At 68.0% G+C, this 17,807-nt stretch carries 15 protein-coding genes; all 15 read left to right on the top strand.

Annotated elements, in window-relative coordinates; translation table 11 throughout:
* Positions 1–10 precede the first annotated feature (10 nt).
* The 15 genes from DBV35_RS15255 (at position 11) to DBV35_RS15185 (ending at position 17,800) form a co-directional block, all read left to right on the top strand.
* Positions 11–166, top strand: coding sequence for a phage tail assembly chaperone (locus DBV35_RS15255; protein ID WP_157961775.1), 156 nt, complete (start codon positions 11–13; stop codon positions 164–166).
* Positions 156–728 carry a phage tail tape measure protein gene (locus tag DBV35_RS15250; protein ID WP_108661174.1) on the top strand — a complete coding sequence of 191 codons (573 nt, stop codon included), beginning with the start codon at positions 156–158 and terminating at the stop codon, positions 726–728. The genes DBV35_RS15255 and DBV35_RS15250 overlap by 11 nt, the downstream gene beginning before the upstream one ends.
* A gap of 3 nt (positions 729–731) precedes the next feature.
* The gene (locus DBV35_RS15245; RefSeq protein ID WP_108661173.1) at positions 732–1,367 is read left to right on the top strand and encodes a DUF2460 domain-containing protein; all 636 of its coding nucleotides are present in this window, start codon (positions 732–734) and stop codon (positions 1,365–1,367) included.
* Complete coding sequence (locus DBV35_RS15240; RefSeq protein ID WP_108661172.1) at positions 1,364–2,215, top strand: DUF2163 domain-containing protein; 852 nt, start codon at positions 1,364–1,366, stop codon at positions 2,213–2,215. Before DBV35_RS15245 ends, DBV35_RS15240 begins: the two co-directional genes overlap by 4 nt.
* Positions 2,212–2,640, top strand: coding sequence for an NlpC/P60 family protein (locus DBV35_RS15235; protein ID WP_108661171.1), 429 nt, complete (start codon positions 2,212–2,214; stop codon positions 2,638–2,640). Before DBV35_RS15240 ends, DBV35_RS15235 begins: the two co-directional genes overlap by 4 nt.
* Positions 2,640–6,524: a baseplate multidomain protein megatron gene (locus DBV35_RS15230; protein ID WP_108661170.1), complete on the top strand. Its 3,885-nt coding sequence runs from the start codon at positions 2,640–2,642 to the stop codon at positions 6,522–6,524. The genes DBV35_RS15235 and DBV35_RS15230 overlap by 1 nt, the downstream gene beginning before the upstream one ends.
* A complete protein-coding gene (locus DBV35_RS15225; RefSeq protein WP_108661169.1) occupies positions 6,508–9,597 on the top strand; it encodes a DUF2793 domain-containing protein in 3,090 nt (1,029 codons plus the stop codon). The genes DBV35_RS15230 and DBV35_RS15225 overlap by 17 nt, the downstream gene beginning before the upstream one ends.
* A 77-nt stretch (positions 9,598–9,674) precedes the next feature.
* A complete protein-coding gene (locus DBV35_RS15220) occupies positions 9,675–10,625 on the top strand; it encodes a C40 family peptidase (protein ID WP_108661168.1) in 951 nt (316 codons plus the stop codon).
* Positions 10,622–10,909 carry a hypothetical protein gene (locus DBV35_RS15215; RefSeq protein WP_108661167.1) on the top strand — a complete coding sequence of 96 codons (288 nt, stop codon included), beginning with the start codon at positions 10,622–10,624 and terminating at the stop codon, positions 10,907–10,909. Before DBV35_RS15220 ends, DBV35_RS15215 begins: the two co-directional genes overlap by 4 nt.
* A 207-nt stretch (positions 10,910–11,116) precedes the next feature.
* Entirely contained in the window at positions 11,117–11,416 is a 300-nt protein-coding gene (locus DBV35_RS15210) for a PepSY domain-containing protein (RefSeq protein WP_170134949.1), read from the top strand.
* 13 nt (positions 11,417–11,429) lie between these two features.
* The gene (locus DBV35_RS15205) at positions 11,430–12,101 is read left to right on the top strand and encodes a response regulator transcription factor (protein WP_108661165.1); all 672 of its coding nucleotides are present in this window, start codon (positions 11,430–11,432) and stop codon (positions 12,099–12,101) included.
* The gene (locus tag DBV35_RS15200) at positions 12,091–13,467 is read left to right on the top strand and encodes an ATP-binding protein (RefSeq protein WP_108661164.1); all 1,377 of its coding nucleotides are present in this window, start codon (positions 12,091–12,093) and stop codon (positions 13,465–13,467) included. The genes DBV35_RS15205 and DBV35_RS15200 overlap by 11 nt, the downstream gene beginning before the upstream one ends.
* 179 nt (positions 13,468–13,646) lie before the next feature.
* Positions 13,647–16,439, top strand: coding sequence for a valine--tRNA ligase (locus DBV35_RS15195; RefSeq protein ID WP_108661163.1), 2,793 nt, complete (start codon positions 13,647–13,649; stop codon positions 16,437–16,439).
* A gap of 51 nt (positions 16,440–16,490) precedes the next feature.
* Entirely contained in the window at positions 16,491–17,246 is a 756-nt protein-coding gene (locus DBV35_RS15190; protein ID WP_108661162.1) for a class I SAM-dependent methyltransferase, read from the top strand.
* A 20-nt stretch (positions 17,247–17,266) separates the two neighbouring features.
* Positions 17,267–17,800 carry a DUF2155 domain-containing protein gene (locus tag DBV35_RS15185; RefSeq protein ID WP_425428477.1) on the top strand — a complete coding sequence of 178 codons (534 nt, stop codon included), beginning with the start codon at positions 17,267–17,269 and terminating at the stop codon, positions 17,798–17,800.
* Positions 17,801–17,807 lie beyond the last annotated feature (7 nt).

Here is a 17,807-nt window from a genome sequence, read left to right as displayed (position 1 = left end):
GCGCGAGCTGATGACGCTCTTTCTGGGCGAGCGGGCGATGGCGCCGCGCGACTTCTGGTCCCTCACCCTTCCCGAAATCGGAGCCGTGCTCGGTGGCGGTGCGTCGCCGGCGACGCGGCGGGCCGACCTTGCGCGGCTGATGGAGGCTTTTCCCGATGGCGAATGAGACGACGAGGCTCGCCGAAAGCGAGCTCGTGGCGCAGGAGATCGCCGAGACGCTGACGGTGTCGGCCAGCACCTTCTCGCGCGTGCTGCGCAGCGGGCTGCGGGACGCGATCGTGGAGGGGCAGGGACTTGAGCGGGTGCTGCGGCAGGCGGCGCTCTCGATCTCGGCGGCCTCGCTGAGTTCGGGGTTGCGGCCGCTCACCAATCTCATCGGTTCGGGCGCGAACGCGCTGACGGCGGGGCTCGCGAAGGCCGTCGTCGGCGCGGGGAGCGCCGCGACGAAGGTGGTGCCGTTCGCCGAAGGGGGCGTGATCGGCGCGCCGACGGCGTTCGGCCTGCCGGGCGGGCGCGTCGGGCTGATGGGCGAGGCGGGCCGGGAGGCGGTGCTTCCGCTGGCGCGGGGGAGCGACGGGCGGCTCGGCGTGGCGCTCGAAGGGACGGGTGGGGGCACGACGATCAACGTGTCGATCGCGACGCCCGACGCGGAGAGCTTCTCCCGGTCGGAGGCGCAGGTGACGGCGATGCTGGCGCGCGCGGTGACGCGCGGCCGGCGGGGGATGTGACCGATGGACGGCTTTCATGATGTTCGCTTTCCGCTCGCCGTCTCCTTCGGCGCGACCGGCGGGCCGGAGCGGCGCACGGAGATCGTGACGCTCGGCTCCAACCGCGAGGAGCGCAACCAGCGCTGGGCGCTGAGCCGCCGCCGTTATGACGCCGGGACGGGGATCCGGAACCGGGACGATCTCTATGCGGTGGTGGACTTCTTCGAGGAGCGGCGCGGCCGGCTCTTTGGGTTCCGCTATCGCGATCCGCTCGACAACAAGAGCTGCGGGCCGAGCGAGACGCCGGCGGCCGACGACCAGGTGTTGGGCGTGGGCGACGGGGTCGAAACCGATTTTGCGCTCGTGAAGCGCTATGGCGGGGCGTTCCTGCCTTACGACCGGCCGATCGTGCTGCCGGTGGACGGGAGCCTTCAAGTCGCGGTCGGCGGGCTCGCGCGGGTGGAGGGGGCGGACTTTTCCGTCACCGACGGGGTGGTGAGCTTCTTCGCCCATGCGGTGCCCGCCGAGGACGAGGCGGTGACGGCGGGCTTCCTGTTCGATGTGCCCGCCCGCTTCGACACCGACCGGCTGGAGATCAACCTTTCGCGCTTCGAGGCCGGGTCGATCCCCTCCGTTCCGATCGTGGAGATCGTGCCATGAGGACGATACCGGCGCCGCTGCAGGCGCAGCTCGATGCGGGCGTGACGACGCTCTGCCGCTGCTGGCGGCTGGAGCGCACGGACGGGACGGTGATGGGGTTCACCGACCATGACCGGACGCTGACGATCGACGGGACGGTCTGTTCGGCCGTCACCGGGCTTTCGTCGACGGGTGACGTTGCGATGTCGGGGTTCGGGGCCGGGGGGCTCGAGATCTCGGGCGCGTTCAGCGCTTCGGGGCTCCTCGCCGAGGATCTGCAGGACGGGCTCTACGATTTCGCGACGGTCGAATTGTGGCTCGTGAACTGGGACGACACGAACAAGCGCACGCTCCTGCGCAAGGGCTTTCTCGGCGAGGTGACGCGCGAGGATGGGGCCTTCCGCGCCGAGGTGCGCGGGCCGATGCAGGCGTTGGAGAGGGTGCGCGGGCGTGTCTTCACGGTGCGGTGCGACGCCGATCTCGGGGATCTGCGCTGCACGGTCGGGCTCGAGGCGCTGGCCGCGACGGCGGTGGTCGTGTCGGTCGACCGGGCGCGGGTGCGCGTCTCCGGGCTTGATGCGTTCGCGACGGGGCACTTCTCCGACGGGATGGTCGTGGTGACGAGCGGGGCGGAGGCGGGGCGGCGGGAGATCGCGGTCCAGCACGCGCTGGAGGGGGAGAGCGCGGTGCTGACCTTGCGCTCGGCCATGCTGGCGCTTGAGGCGGGCGATGAGCTGACGGTCACGCCGGGGTGCGACAAGCGCTTTCAGACGTGCCACCAGAAATTCGCCAATGCGCTGAACTTTCAGGGCTTTCCGCATCTGCCCGGGAATGACCGGGCGTTCTCGTTCGCACGGCCCGACCAATGAGGCGGGGCGAGATCGTGACGGCGGCGCGGGCGTGGATCGGCACGCCCTATCACCATCAGGGCTCGGCACGCGGGGCGGGGTGTGACTGTCTCGGCCTGGTGCGGGGGGTGTGGCGCGAGCTTGTCGGGGCAGAGCCGGAGGCGGCGCCGCCCTATTCGCCCCAATGGGCCGAGGCGCATGGGTGCGAAACGCTGCTTCTCGCCGCCGGCCGGCATTTCGTGCCGTGCGGGACGGTGCGGGCCGGTTCCGTGTTGGTCTTCCGCTGGAAGGCGGGAACACCGGCGAAGCATGTCGGCATTGCGACGGGCGAGGACGGGTTTGTCCATGCCTACGATTCTGCGGGGCGTGTCGTTGAGGGGCGCCTGGCGGCGGTCTGGCGGCGGCGCGTTGCGGCGATCTTCGATTTTCCGGGGGTGACGGACTGATGGCGACGCTGGTCCTTCAGGCGGCGGGGCAGGCCGTCGGCGGTCTTCTCGGTCCGGTCGGCGCGGTCGTGGGACGTGCGGCGGGTGCGCTCGCGGGCAACGTGATCGACCAGCGCCTCTTCGGTGACAGCTACACGCGCAGCGTCGGCCGGATCGACGACCTGACGGTGCAGACGGGGTCGGAGAGCAATCCGATCCCGCGCGTCTATGGCCGGATGCGGCTTGCCGGGACGGTGATCTGGGCGACCGATTACGAGGAGAATGTCTCGACCTCGGGCGGCAAGGGCGGCGGGCCGACAGTGCAGGAATATTCCTACACGGCGAATTTCGCGGTCGGGATCTGCGAGGGGCCGATCGCGCGGATCGGGCGGATCTGGGCCGATGGCGAGCCGCTCGACCTCGAAGGGGTGACGTGGCGGCAATATCTCGGCGCGGACGACCAGGAGGCCGATCCGCTGATCGAGGCGGTGGAGGGCGTGGCGCCGGCTTACCGGCACATGGCCTATGTCGTGTTCGAGAGGCTGCCGATCGGGCCCTATGGCAACCGGCTTCCGCAGCTGACGTTCGAGGTGGTGCGGCCGATTGGCGAGCTCGAGAAGCGCATCCGGGCGATGACGATTATTCCGGGCGCGACGGAGTATGGTTACCACCCGGAGCGGGTCGACCTCGATGTCGGGCCGGGGGAGGTGGTGGCGGACAACCGCCATATCGGGACGGCGGCGTCGGATTTCGACGCGGCGGTCGACGAGCTGGTCGCGCTCTGTCCGAACCTCGAGCAGGTGGCGCTGGTGGTCGCCTGGTTCGGCAATGATTTGCGGGCGGGTTCCTGCCTCGTGCAGCCGTGCGTGGAGAGCCGGGGGCGGGAGACGAGCCTTGCCTGGGCGGTCTCCGGCGAGGACCGGGACAGCGCCGCTCTGGTGAGCACGGATGCGGAGGGGCGGCCAGCCTATGGCGGCACGCCCGCCGACGCGACGGTGTTCGCCGCGATCCAGTCGCTGCGGGCGCGGGGGCTGAAGATCGTCTTCTATCCTTTCCTGCTGATGGACGTGCCGGCCGGGAACGGGCTCCCGGATCCTTATGGCGGGGCGGAGCAGGCGCCGTTTCCCTGGCGCGGGCGGATCAGCGTCGCGCCGGCACCGGGGATCGAGGGTTCGCCCGACGGGACGGCGGCGGCGGACGATGACGTCGCCGCTTTCGTGGGGACGGCGGCGCCGGGTGATTTCGCGGCGGACGGGAGCGATATCGCCTATTCAGGTCCGGCGGAGTGGACGCTGCGGCGCATGGTGCTCCATTACGCGCACCTTGCGGCGTCGGCCGGTGGGGTCGACGCGTTTCTGATCGCCTCCGAGATGCGGGGGCTCAGCTGGGTGCGCGGGGCGGCGGGCTATCCCTTCGTCGACGCGCTGACGGCGCTTGCGGGGGACGTTCGGTCGGTCGTCGGCGGGACGACGAAGATCTCGTATGCGGCCGACTGGTCGGAATATTTCGGCCACCAGACGCCGGAGGGGGATCTCGTCTTCCACCTCGATCCGTTCTGGTCGAGCGCGGACGTCGATTTCGTCGGAATCGACAATTATTGGCCGCTGTCGGACTGGCGGGACGGGGCACACCTCGACGAGGCGGTCGCCGATATCGTCCACGACCACGACTATCTGACCGGGAATGTCGCGGGCGGCGAGGGGTACGACTGGTTCTACGAGAACGAGGCGGCGCGGGTCGCGCAGGAACGCACCCCGATCACCGACGGGGCCTACGGCAAGCCCTGGGTCTATCGCTACAAGGACGTCGCGAGCTGGTGGAGCAACGCCCACTATGACCGCGTGTCGGGCGTGGAGCTTGGCGCGCCGACGGGGTGGGTGCCGGGGATGAAGCCGGTGTGGTTCACCGAGGTCGGCTGCCCGGCGGTCGATCGCGGGGCGAACCAGCCGAATGTCTTCTACGATCCGAAGAGCGCGGAATCGAAGCTGCCTTATTTCTCGAGCGGGCGGCGCGACGATGCGATGCAGCGGGCCTATCTCGAGGCGATGATCGAGGCGTTCGATCCGGAGTTCTCCGTCGATATCGACCGCTTCAATCCGCAATCGGGCGTCTATGAAGGGCGGATGATCGATCCGGGCACGGTCCACGTGTGGACGTGGGACGCGCGGCCGTGGCCGGCCTTTCCGCATCGGCTCGACGTGTGGTCGGACGGGGAGAATTGGGAGCGCGGGCACTGGCTGACGGGGCGGCTTGGCGGGGTGCCGGTCGATGATCTGTTGCGGGGCCTCTTCCGCGATTGGGGGCTCGACAAGCCTCAGATCGAGCGGATCCCGGTGGTGCTCGACGGGTACATGGTGGCCGTCGCCTCAACGCTGCGCGCGGTGCTGGAGCCGCTCGTCGCCGCGACCTCGGTGATCGGGGCGGACACGGGGACGGGGATCCGGTTTCTGAGCCTTGCGCAGAAGAGCCGGGCGACGTTCGGGCGGGACGATCTCGTGGAGCTCGACGCGCGGACGGCGCTGATCAGCGAGACACGGGACGAGGCGTCGATCCTGCCGGTCGAGATGCGGATCAAATATTTCGACAGCGGGCGCGAGTATCAGATCGCGAGCGCGCGCTATCGCCCGCAGGAGGGGGCGGCGCGGCAGCTTCAGGAGATCGCGCTGTCGGGGAGCCTCAATGACGGGCTCGCGAGCGAGCTGGCGGAAATCGCGCTGTCAGTGCGGTGGGCGGGGCGCACGGCCGTGCGGTTCGCGCTGCCGCTGCGCGATCTTGCTATCATGCCGGGCGATATCGTGACGCTTGCGGCGGATGGGCGGGCGCGGGCGGTGGTGGTCGAGGAGGTCACGGATCTGCGACACCGTGAGGTCGCGGCGCGCACGATCGACCGCAACGCGCTGATGCCGACCCCGGTCGTGGGGACGCCGACGCCGCCGCCCGCGCCGCCGAGCTATGCGGCGCCGGTGGCCTTCGGGCTGAACCTTCCGATCATCGACGAGGATTACGCGGTCCATATGCCGTGGGTCGCGGTCTATGCGCGGCCCTTTCCGGGCGAGATGGGGGTTTGGCGGGCGGCGCCGGGCGGGGGATTTCAGCTCGTCCAGACCGTGGACCGGTCGACGGCGATGGGTGAGCTGATCTCGTCGGTGGCGCCTGGCCCGACGAGCCGCTGGCACTATGGGGGGCGGCTCGATGTGCGCCTCTACAACGCGGTCGCGGTGTCTGAGCCGGTGATCGACGTCCTCAGCGGGGCGAACGCGCTCGCCGTGCGGTCGTCGACGGGGCTGTGGGAGGTCGTTCAGTATCAGAAGGCGGAGCTGATCGGGGAGCGGACCTATCGGCTCTCGACGCTGCTGCGCGGTCAGCTCGGCACCAACGACCCGAACGCCGCCGGGCTGACGGTCGGCACGCCGGTGGTGTTGCTGAACGGGACCCTTGCGCCGCTGCCGACGCCGGCGAGCGAGGTCGGGCTGAGCCGGACCTATCGGGTGGGACCGCTCGCCGAGGGGATCGGCGGGCGGAACGTGACGACGTTCGAGTTCACGCCGTCGGGACGGGGGCTTTGCCCCTATTCGCCGGTCCATGGGCGGGCGCGGCGCATGGGATCGGGGGCGCTGACGGTCACCTGGATCCGGCGCACGCGGGTCGGGGGCGATCCCTGGGCGGACGGGACGGACGTGCCGCTCAGCGAGAGCGAGGAGCGCTACCGGATCCAGATCCTGAACGGGGCGACGGTGATGAGGAATGTCGAGGTGACGAGCCCGACCTACACCTACTCGCTCGCCAACCAGACCGCCGATTTCGGTTCTCCGCCGGACACGCTGTCCTTCCGCGTCTACCAGAAATCGCCAGGCTACGGCCTCGGCGTTCCTTACGAGGTGACTGTCGATGTCGAACAGCCTTAATCTCGAACTGCCTTACGTCGAGGAGGCGCAGGCGCAGAAGCATGTGACGGTGAACGACGCGTTCCGGCGTATCGATTCAATCGTCCAGCTGAGCGTGCAGGATCGGACGCGCACGACGCCGCCGGGTTCGCCGGCGGAGGGCGACCGGCACATCATCGCTTCGGGGGCGAGCGGCGCGTGGGCGGGCGAGGCTTTCAGCGTCGCCGCCTATATTGACGGGGCCTGGGTGTTCTTCGAGCCGCGAGCGGGTTGGGTCGCGTTCGTGGAGGCGGAGACCGCGATCATCTATTTCGACGGTTCGGCCTGGGAGATTCTCGCGGCGGCGGAGGATTTCGAGACCACGGGCATTCTCGGCATCAACGGGACGGCGGACACCACGAACCGGCTTGTGGTGCGGGCGGAGGCGGCGCTCTTCGCGCCGGACAACACGCAGCCCGTTCCGACGGGCGACGCGCGCGTGAAGGTGTCGAAGACGGCGGCGGGCGATGTCGCATCGCACCTCTTCCAAACCAACTTCAACGGACGCGCCGAGCTTGGGCTGATCGGGTCGGACGATTTCTCGCTCAAGGTCTCGTCGAACGGGTCGACCTTCAACGAGGCGTTCAAGGTGAACCGGTCCACCGCGATCGTGAACTTCGCCAAGATGCCGGCCGTGGGTGGGATCCAGGCGCTCAAGATCTCGCTGCCGAGCCGTGCGGCGCTTGCCGCGACGCAGGTGCCGGCCGACGTCGTCCAGGTCGAGACGCGCGGCTATGCGGCCGAGAATGATGGCGGCGGCGGTGTCTATCAGCGCGTGGGCTCGTTCCCGGCCGACGGGCTCGGCGTGACGGATGCGAGCGGGGCGCATTGGGCGTTGCTGGGCTCGGTCGTGAACGTGCGCCAGACGGGCGCGGTCGGGAACGGGACGACCAACGACACGGCGGCGATCAATGCGGCGCTCGCCTCGGGTCGGTCGGTCCAGTTCGACAAGGGCGTGTTCTATGTGACGAACGCGCTGCGGACCGGCTCGTCGAGCCAGCGCATCTTCGGCGATGGACGCGGGCGCTCGACGATCAAGGTGACGACGGCGTTCAACATGTCGGCGCTCGGCGTTTTCATCTTCGATCACCAGTTTATTTGCCTCGAAGATCTTGAGATCGATTTCGACCAGTCGGGGGCCGGGTCGCGTGCGACGCTCGTCGTTTATCCGCCAGCGGTCCACATGATCGACAAGACGCGGTGCCGGCTATCGCGGCTGCGCTTCATCGAGGCCTATGATGGGGTGCTCGCGACCGGGAACACGGGCGGCGCGCTGTTCGAGGATGTCGAGAGCGGCTCGTTCAATTGCGGCTTCCGCTTCGACGGCGCACTCGACACGGTGGAGCTGCGCAATTGCCGCGTGTGGCCGTACAATTTTGCCGGCGACGCAACCCGCTACGGGATCTACCAGGACGGGCAGACGATCGGGTTCCGGTTCGGCCGGGTCGACGATCTGAAGCTCTCGAACTGCACACCCTTCCAGAGCCGGATCATCCTGGAAGAGGATGCGAGCGGGCATGCGCCGTTCGGGACGATCAACGGGCTCGCGCTCGACGGGTCCTATTCGCGCATCGAGATGTCGGCCGGCGAGATCGCGATCAGCGGCCTTTATGCGACGACGGCGACGAGCAACGACCGCTTCATCTATCTGACGGGCGGCAGCCTCGCCGTTTCGGATTTCAGCTTCCGTATCGGCGAGACGGCCAATGTGCCGATGGTACAGGTGAGCGGGACCGGGGCGCGCTGCCAGGTGCAGAACGGCACCTGCGATATCGGCATCAGCGTTTCGGCCGACGGGTTCCGCGTGACGGAGGGGCAGCTTTCGGTCTCCTCGGTGCGCTTCAGCGTCAATCCGACGATTTCGCGGACGGGCTCCTGCATCCGGCAGGTCGGCGGCGATCTTCTCGCGATCGGCAACAGCTGCAACGGCGTGACGACGGGATCGGGCTCGTTCGTGCGGGTGCAGACGAACGGTAACCATGTCGTCGTCAACAACGACTCGAACGGTTGGACTTATGATTTCCCGGTGTCGAAATCGGCCGGGATCTATGGGCCGAACCACACTGGCACCAGCGTCCTGATGGACAGTTCGGTGACATTCGGGCCGGTCGACAATGCCAACGAGGGCGGTGAGATACGCCTTGGCGGGGCCGGGACCAACGGGTCGGTGACGCTCGACAACTGGGCGGGCAATGCGCGCTTCCTAGGGTTCGCCGCGGGCAAGACGCTGCAGGTGATCACGCCGGAGGGGACGGCGCAGGTCGGCGGCAACATGATCGATCTCGGCTCGCTGAGGGTCTCGCGGGGTGCCGCCGACGATGCGCAGAGTGTCGCGGTCGGGCAGCTTGCGCTGTCGGCGGCGACGGGCGGCGTGACAAACACCGCGGTCGGGCGGCGCGGGCTAACGGCGGTAACGGGCGGGAGCGAGAACACCGCGCTCGGCGCGAATGCCGGGTCGGCGGTCACCAACGCGAACGGCAACACGTTCGCCGGGTTCAATGCCGGGACGAGCCAGACGGGGGGCGGGAATACGGGGATTGGGCGCAACGCGTTCAGCGGGGCGTCCGCCGGGATCTCCAACTGCGCGGTGCTCGGTGACGGGGCAACCGTGACCGGCTCTAACCAGGTGCAGCTCGGCAATTCCAGCACGACGACGTACGCCTATGGGGCGGTGCAGAACCGATCGGATGCACGGGACAAGACCGATGTGCGTGACACGGCGCTGGGCCTCGAATTCGTGAGCCGGCTGCGGCCGGTCGATTTCCGCTGGGATTATCGCGAGGATTATCGCCGGCCGGAGGATGTCGATCCCGGGGCGTGGGTGCCGCCCGCGACGGGGAGCCACAAGCGCGGGCGGTATCATCACGGCTTCATCGCGCAGGAGGTCGCCGACGTGATCGACACGATGGGGGTCGATTTCGGCGGCTATCAGGATCATGCGGTCGCGGGTGGCGAGGACGTGAAGTCGATCGGCTACACCGAGCTCCTCGCGCCGCTTGTGAAGTCGATCCAGGAGATCGTGGTGCGGCTTGAGGCGCTCGAAGCGGGCGGTTGAGCCTTCGGGATCGTCTTGCCGTCGACGGGCCGCCGCTGGGCGGCTTTTTTTGTGCCTCAAGGGAGAAGGATGGCGTGATGCACGAACGGGTGCCGTGGCTTGACTATCTCGCTCATCACATCGGGCTCGCTGAGATACCGGGGCCGGAGCACAACCCGCTGATCGTCGAATGGGGACGGCAGGCGGGGATCGGCTGGTGGAACAATGATGACGACGCCTGGTGTGCGGTCGCGGTGAATGCCGCGCTCGTCCATTCGGGCTATCCGTCGACGCGGTCGGCGCTCGCGCGGTCCTTCACGACGTACGGCACTCGCCTTTCGCGGCCGGTGCCGGGGGCGATCGTCGTGTTTCCGCGCGGGGCGAACCCGCTCTACGGCCATGTGGGCATCGTGGAGGAGGTTCGGCGCGACGGGACGATTGCGATCGTCAACGGGAATGTCGGGGACCGGGTGACGCGCTCCGTCTTCCGCACCGCGTCCATTTTGCCGGACGGGATCCGCTGGCCGCCGGGGGCGATGCCGCCGGCGTCGGCCGGGACGATCGCGGTGGAGGGGGCACTTGGGGCGCGGCTTCTGCGGCTCGGGGCGACGGGGTCGGATGTCGCCGCGCTCCAGCGCAACCTCAATGTCCTGAACTATGCGCTCGAGGTGGATGGCGAGTTCGGCGGCCGCACGCGCGACGCGCTGATGCGCTTCGAGGCGCGTCGCGGGCTGCTCGCGGACGGCGTTGCGGATCCCGCGACGCTTGCCGCGCTCGATGCGGCGGTTGCCGCGCGCCGGGAGCGCGATGCCAAGAAGGCGACCGCCACGCAGGCCGCCGCGCCGATCGCGGGGGCTGGCGCGATCGTGACGGCCGGGGCGGTGACGAGCACCGGCGTGCAGATCGCCAAGGATGTGAGCTCGCTGAATGACGGGACGGTGCTTGGCCTCGTCCTCTTCGCGCTGCTCGCGGCCGGGCTTGGCGGCTTCCTGTTGTGGCGCTTCGCGATCCGGCGTGCGGAGGGGCCTGTGATGGAGGATCGGCTTTGACGCTCATGGTTCGGATTGTCGCCCTTCTCGGCTGGCGCGCGGCCGTCGGGATGGGGCTCGGGGCGCTGCTCGCCACGGTGCCGGCTTACCAGCTCGGGAAGTGGACGGAGGGGGCGGCGGCGCAGGAGCGCGTCGCGCGCATCCTCGTGGAACGTGACGTGAAACGGATGGAGGCCGAGAATGCGCGGATCGAAAAGGCGCTCGCGGCGCGTCGCGATGCCATCAGCCATGGTGGTGGCGCTGCTGGCGGCCGGTTGCCAGACGACGGGTACAGGCGGGACTGACGTCTCGTGCCGCGCGTTCGGTCCGATCGGGTGGTCGGAGGCCGATACTGTTGAGACCGTGCATCAGGTGCGCGGTCACAACGCGGCTTGGACCGCTTTGTGTGCCCGGCCGACGCAGCGGCGGTGACGCAATCTGCTATCGATGAGCAACCTTCTGACTGCGCGCACCCATTCATGCGCCATACACGGAGTCTTTCCTAACGCTCGATGATGCGTCTCGCACTGGTTGTTGTTGCTCTTTGGATGGGACTGGTTCCGCCGCTGATCGAGCTTCCCTCGGTCGCGGCGCAGGGGCAGTGCTTGTCGCGCGAAGAGCAGCGCAAGGCGGTGAACTCGGGCCAGGCGATTCGTCCGGGGCGGTTGGGAAATCGTCTCGGGGGCAAGGTGCTTCGCCTTCGTCTTTGCCATGGTGGCGGCGGCCTCGTATGGCAGGTCACGGTCCTGGGTCGCGACGGGCGCGTTGTGGGCCATGTCGTCGACGCCCAGAGCGGGCAGACGTTGCGATGAGGGGAGACATTCGATGCGGCTTCTTGTTGTCGAAGACGATCGCGATCTGAACCGTCAGCTCGTGGAGGCGCTGAAGGGCGCCGGCTACGTGGTGGACACGGCCTTCGACGGCGAAGAGGGGCACTATCTCGGCGACACCGAGCCCTATGATGCGGTGGTTCTCGACCTCGGCCTGCCGGAGATGGACGGGATCACGGTCCTCGAGAAATGGCGGCGCAACGGGCGCTCGATGCCTGTCCTGGTGCTGACGGCGCGCGACCGGTGGAGCGACAAGGTGGCCGGCATCGACGCCGGGGCGGACGACTATGTGTCGAAGCCGTTCCACATGGAGGAGGTACTTGCGCGCCTTCGTGCCCTGATCCGCCGGGCTGCGGGGAACGCCACCAACGACTTCCATTGCGGGCCGGTCCATCTCGATGCGCGGGCGAGCCGGGTGACGGTCGACGGGATGATGGTGAAGTTGACGTCCCACGAATACCGGGTCCTCGCTTATCTGATGCTTCATCAGGGGCGGATCGTGTCGCGCACCGAGTTGACCGAGCATCTCTACGACCAGGATTTCGATCGCGATTCCAACACGATCGAGGTCTTCATCGGGCGTCTGCGCAAGAAGCTCAAAGTGGATGTGATCGAGACGGTCCGTGGCCTCGGCTACCGGGTGACCGCGCCTGAGAATGCGGCTTAAATCCCTCTCCGCACGCCTGCTTCTCACCTCGCTCGGGTGGAGCGCGTTCGCGCTCATTGCGACCGGGCTGGTGCTGACCTCGGCGTTCCGCGAGAGCGTCGAGAAGCGATTCGACGACACGCTGAATGTCTATCTGTCGATCCTGATCGGGCAGCTCGCCGACATGTCGGAGCGGATGTTCCAGGACATTCCGCCCGACCTCGGCGAGCCGCGCTTCGTGCTGCCCTTTTCCGGCTGGTATTGGGTGGTGACGGATGCCGCGACCGGGACGGTCATGCAGACCTCCGAATCGCTCGCGGGCGACACGATCGAGATTCCGCCCGATCTCGCCGATACGGCGCCGGGGATGCTCCTCCAGACCTACGGGCAGGGGCCGACCGGCGACACGCTGCGGATCGTCGCGCGGCGCGTGGCGTTCGAGGACGGGCAGTGGTTCAACGTGCTGATCGGCGGCCTCGCGGCGACGATCGAGGAGGACACGGCGCGGTTCACGCAGCGCCTCGCGATCTATCTCGGCATGTTCGCGATGATCCTCGTGACGGCGACCTTCATCCAGTGGCGCATCAGCCTGCGGCCGCTGAAGCAGCTCGGCTCGGAGCTGCAGGCGATCCACGAGGGGCGGAGCCGCTATGTCGGCACGCGCTATCCGCTGGAGATCGCGCCGGTCGCCGAGGCGCTCAATCAGCTAATCGATTCCAATCACGCGACATTGGAGCGCGCGCGCCAGCATGTGGGCAATCTTGCTCATGCGCTGAAGACGCCGCTCAGCGTGCTCCTGAATGATGCGGGGCACGACGACACCTCGCTCGCCCGGTCGGTGCGTGAGCAGGCGCTGATCATGCAGCGGCAGGTTCGCTACTATCTGGAGCGGGCGCAGATGGCGGCGAAGGAGCGCGTCATCGGGACGGTGACGCACGTCTCGCCCGCGCTGGAGCGGCTGCACCGGGCGATGGCGCGGCTAGCGGAGCGGTCCGGTGTGATCGTGCATCTCGATGTCGTGGACCAGGTGCGGTTTGCCGGTGAGCAGCAGGATCTCGAGGAGATCGTCGGCAACCTCGTCGACAACGCGATCAAGTGGGCCGAGAGCGAAGTCGTCATCGAGGTGCGCAACAGCGAAGCGAAGCCTGCGAGCGCAGGGGCCGCGCGCTATTTCGAAATCACCATCGATGATGACGGTCCGGGCCTGTCCGAGGAGGAGAGCGTCGCGGTGCTGTCGCGCGGCAAGCGGCTCGACGAATCGAAGCCGGGGAGCGGGCTTGGCCTTTCCATCGTCTCAGAGCTCGTCGAGCTCTATGGTGGGGCCCTGCGCCTCAAGCCCTCACCGCTCGGGGGGCTGCGCGTGATTGCACGGCTGCCACGCGCCTGAGCGATCTGACGACAGGTTCATCTTGCGATCAGGCGGTCCATATGCCTGATACCAGCCAACTGGATGCGCCAGCTCGGCGAATGGCGCGCGCTCAGGCCAAAGAGCGCGCGCCATTGCGACTGTTCGCATTGACGGGGGGTGCGTGGGGGCCGTAGGCACACCTCCCAAGGGTGAGCAAGATGTTCGACAAGACTTACGACGCGGCGGCGATTGAGCCGCGCATTCGCAATGTGTGGGAAGAGGCGGAGGCCTTCCGGGCCGGCGCCGGCGCGGAGCGTGACGCGGAGAGCTTCTCCATCGTCATCCCGCCGCCGAACGTGACCGGCTCGCTCCACATGGGCCATGCCTTGAACAATACGTTGCAGGATGTGCTCGTCCGCTTCGAGCGCATGCGCGGCAAGGACGTGCTGTGGCAGCCGGGCACCGACCATGCCGGCATCGCGACGCAGATGGTCGTCGAGCGCCAGCTCGCCGCCGAGGGAGGACCGACGCGACGCGAGATGGGGCGCGAGGCGTTCCTGGAGCGGGTGTGGCAGTGGAAGGCGGAATCCGGCGGGGCGATCAAGGGCCAGCTCGACCGCCTCGGCGCGTCCTGCGACTGGTCGCGCGACCGCTTCACCATGGATGAGGGCCTGTCAGAAGCGGTGCTGACGGTGTTCGTCCGCCTCCACAAGCAGGGCCTCATCTACCGCGACAAGCGGCTGGTGAACTGGGACCCGAAATTCCTGACCGCGATTTCCGACCTCGAGGTGGAATCCAAGGAGGTGGCCGGCGAGCTCGTCCATTTCCGCTATCCGCTCGCGGGCAAGACGTTCAATCCCGAGGATCCGTCGACCTACATCGTCGTCGCGACCACGCGGCCCGAGACGATGCTGGGCGATACCGGCGTCGCGGTTCATCCGGACGATGAGCGCTATCAGGCCTTGATCGGCACCGATGCGATCCTCCCGCTCGTTGGGCGGCGCATCGAGATCGTGGGCGACACCTATTCCGATCCCGAGAAGGGCACGGGCGCGGTGAAGATCACGCCCGCGCACGACTTCAACGATTTCGAAGTCGGGAAGCGGCACAAGCTCGAGCTGATCAACATCTTCGACGAGCAGGCCTCTGTGACGCTGCGCGACAACGCGGCCTTCCTCGAGGGGCTCGATGCAACGGCGGTCGCCGACCTCGTCGACGCGCTGGACGGGCTCGACCGGTTCGAGGCGCGCAAGTGGATCGTCGCACGGATGGAGGAGCTCGGCTATCTCGAGACGATCGAGAAGCACGTGCACCAGGTGCCGTTCGGTGACCGCAGCGGCGTGCCGATCGAGCCCTTCCTTACCGACCAGTGGTATGTGAACGCGAAGCGCCTTGCCGGGCCGGCGATGGATGCCGTGCGCGAGAAGCGCACGCAGTTCGTCCCGGCGAACTGGGAGAAGACGTATTTCGACTGGATGGAGAACATCCAGCCCTGGTGTGTCTCGCGTCAGCTCTGGTGGGGTCACCAGATCCCGGCCTGGTACGGGCCCGACGGGAAGATCTTCGTCGAGCGGGCGGAGGCCGACGTGCGGCGCGCCGCCGAGATCCACTATGGCGCCTCGGTGACGTTCGCCGAGCGGGCGGAAGCGCTTGCGGCCTGGGAGCGGGAGGATGACGGCTCGATCGTCCTCTATCGCGACGAGGACGTGCTCGACACTTGGTTCTCCTCGGCGCTGTGGCCGTTCTCCACGCTCGGCTGGCCCGAGCGCACGCCGGAGCTGCGCCGCTATTATCCCACCAGCGTCCTGTCGACGGGCTTCGACATCATCTTCTTCTGGGTCGCCCGGATGATGATGATGGGGATGCACTTCCTCAATCGCGAGCCGTTCGAGACGGTCTACATCCACGCCCTCGTCCGTGACGAGAAGGGCGCGAAGATGTCGAAGTCGAAGGGCAATGTGGTCGATCCGCTCGAACTCATGGACGAGTTCGGCGCCGACGCGCTGCGCTTCACCCTCGCCGCGATGGCCGCCCAGGGCCGCGACGTGAAGATTGCGAAGGCCCGCGTCCAGGGCTATCGCAACTTCGCGACGAAGCTTTGGAACGCGACGCGCTTCGCCGACATGAACGCCTGCCGGATCGACCCGAATTTCGATCCGAACCAGGCGGAGACGACGCTGTCGCGGTGGATCCTGACCGAGGCGAACCGGGCCCAGCAGCAGGTGACGGCCGGGATCGAGGCGTTCCGCTTCAACGACTCGGCGGCCGCGATCTACCGCTTCACCTGGAACACCTTCTGCGACTGGTATGTCGAGCTCGTGAAGCCGATCCTGATGGGGCCGGACACGGACGAGAAGCGCGAGATCCAGGCGACGACAGCCTATGTCATCGACGTCATCCTGAAGCTTCTCCACCCGTTCATGCCTTTCCTCACGGAAGAGCTCTGGGAGATCACGGCCGAGCAGTCGGGGATCAAGCGCGACACGCTGCTCGTCCATGCGCGCTGGCCGCAGGCCGGGCTCGAGGACGAGACGTCGGCGGCCGAGATCAACTTCATCCTGGAACTCGTGGCGTCCGTCCGCTCGGTGCGGGCCGAATCCAACGTTCCCGCCTCGCTCGAGGCCGATATCGTTGTCGTCGGCGCGTCGCGGCACCATGAGGCCTGGCTCACCCGGCACGAGGCGGCGATCCGGCGGCTGGCGCGCGCGGCCTCGGTCAGCGTCTCCGACGTCGCGCCACCGCATTCGGCGCAGTCCGTCGTCGGTGACGTGGTGGTCTGCCTGCCGCTCGCCGGCCTCGTCGACATCGACGCCGAGCGGGAGCGGCTCGCCAAGGAACTGTCACGCCTGGAGAAGGACATCGCCAAGATCGACGGGCGCCTCTCCAACGAGAAGTTCCTCGAGAAGGCGGATGTCGAGACCGTCGAGGAGCAGCGCGAAAAGCGCCAGGAGGCGGAGACCCGGCTCGTCCGCCTGCGGGCCGCGATCGAACGGCTGGACCCGGCGGTCTGATGGCTGGCCGGGATGCGCGCGGTTGAGGGCGGGAGCGCAAGGAGTGCTGCGATGAGCGGTGTCGAAGGGCAGGTCTGGTCGGCCGACACCTATGAGCGGAACGCCCGGTTCGTCTCCGATCTCGGGGCGGGCGTCCTAGAATGGCTGGATCCGCGGCCGGGCGAGCGCATCCTCGACCTTGGCTGCGGCGACGGCGCGCTGACCGAGAAGCTGGCCGCCGCGGGCGCCGACGTGGTCGGGCTCGACGGCAGCGCCGCCTTCGTGGAGGCGGCGCAGTCCCGCGGCATCGACGCGCGGGTCGGCGACGGCGAGGCGCTCGCCTTCGACCACGAGTTCGACGCTGTCTTCAGCAACGCCGCGCTTCATTGGATGCTGCGGCCGGTGGACGTCGTCCGCGGTGTCCGCCGCGCATTGAAGGACGGCGGACGCTTCGTCGCGGAGATGGGCGGGCAGGGCAATGTCGCCGCCATCGTGACGGCGCTGCGCGCGATCGGCCAGAAGCACGGCATCGATCCGGCGCTCGCCGCGCCGTGGTATTTCCCCTCGACGGAGAGCTACGGGAACATCCTGCGCGAGAACGGGTTCTCGGTGGAGCGGATCGCATTGATCCCGCGTCCGACCCCGCTGCCGAGCGGAATGAGCGGTTGGGTCCGGACCTTTCGCGCGCCTTTCTTCGAAGCCGCGGGGGACAAGGCGCCGATCCTCTTGTATGAGGTGGAGGAGCTCTTGTCCCACGCGTTGCGCGACGAGGAGGGGCGTTGGGCGGCCGACTATGTGCGGCTGCGCTTCATTGCTCGCGCCGTGTGAGGCCCAGGGAACGGATGAACTTGAAATCGCTTCCGCTGATCGTGGGCGCCCTTGTGGTGGGCGTCGCCATCACCCCGGTTCGCGCCGCGCCGATCGAGAATCCGATCGCCGTTTTCTCCGGTCTCGACAAGGTGACGGGCCGGATCATCTCCTTCGACGTCTATATCAACGAGACCGTGCAGTTCGGTGCCCTTCGGGTGACGCCGCGCACCTGTCTCACCCAGCCGCCCACCGAAGAGCCGAACACGATGGTGTTTGCTGAGGTGGATGAGATCACGCTGGATTCGCACATCCGCCGGATCTTCACCGGCTGGATGTTCGCCGCGAGCCCTGGCCTCAACGCGGTCGACCATCCCGTCTATGACGTGTGGCTGAAGGATTGCGCGCTCGCCTCGAGCGTCGAGCCGCCGCCGGGTTTCCAGGACGACAAGTACGCGCAGGATCCGCTCGGCATCATTGAGCGGCCGGAAGGTTGGGTCGGGATGCCCCGTCCGAAGCCGTTCCGCGCCGCGCCCGAGGTGGACGAGACTCCGCCCGATCTCATCGAAGACTGAGCCACGC

It is taken from the genome of Acuticoccus kandeliae, from assembly GCF_003073115.1.
Note: the sequence above shows the minus strand (reverse complement) of the source record. Positions and strands in the feature narration are given on the sequence as shown.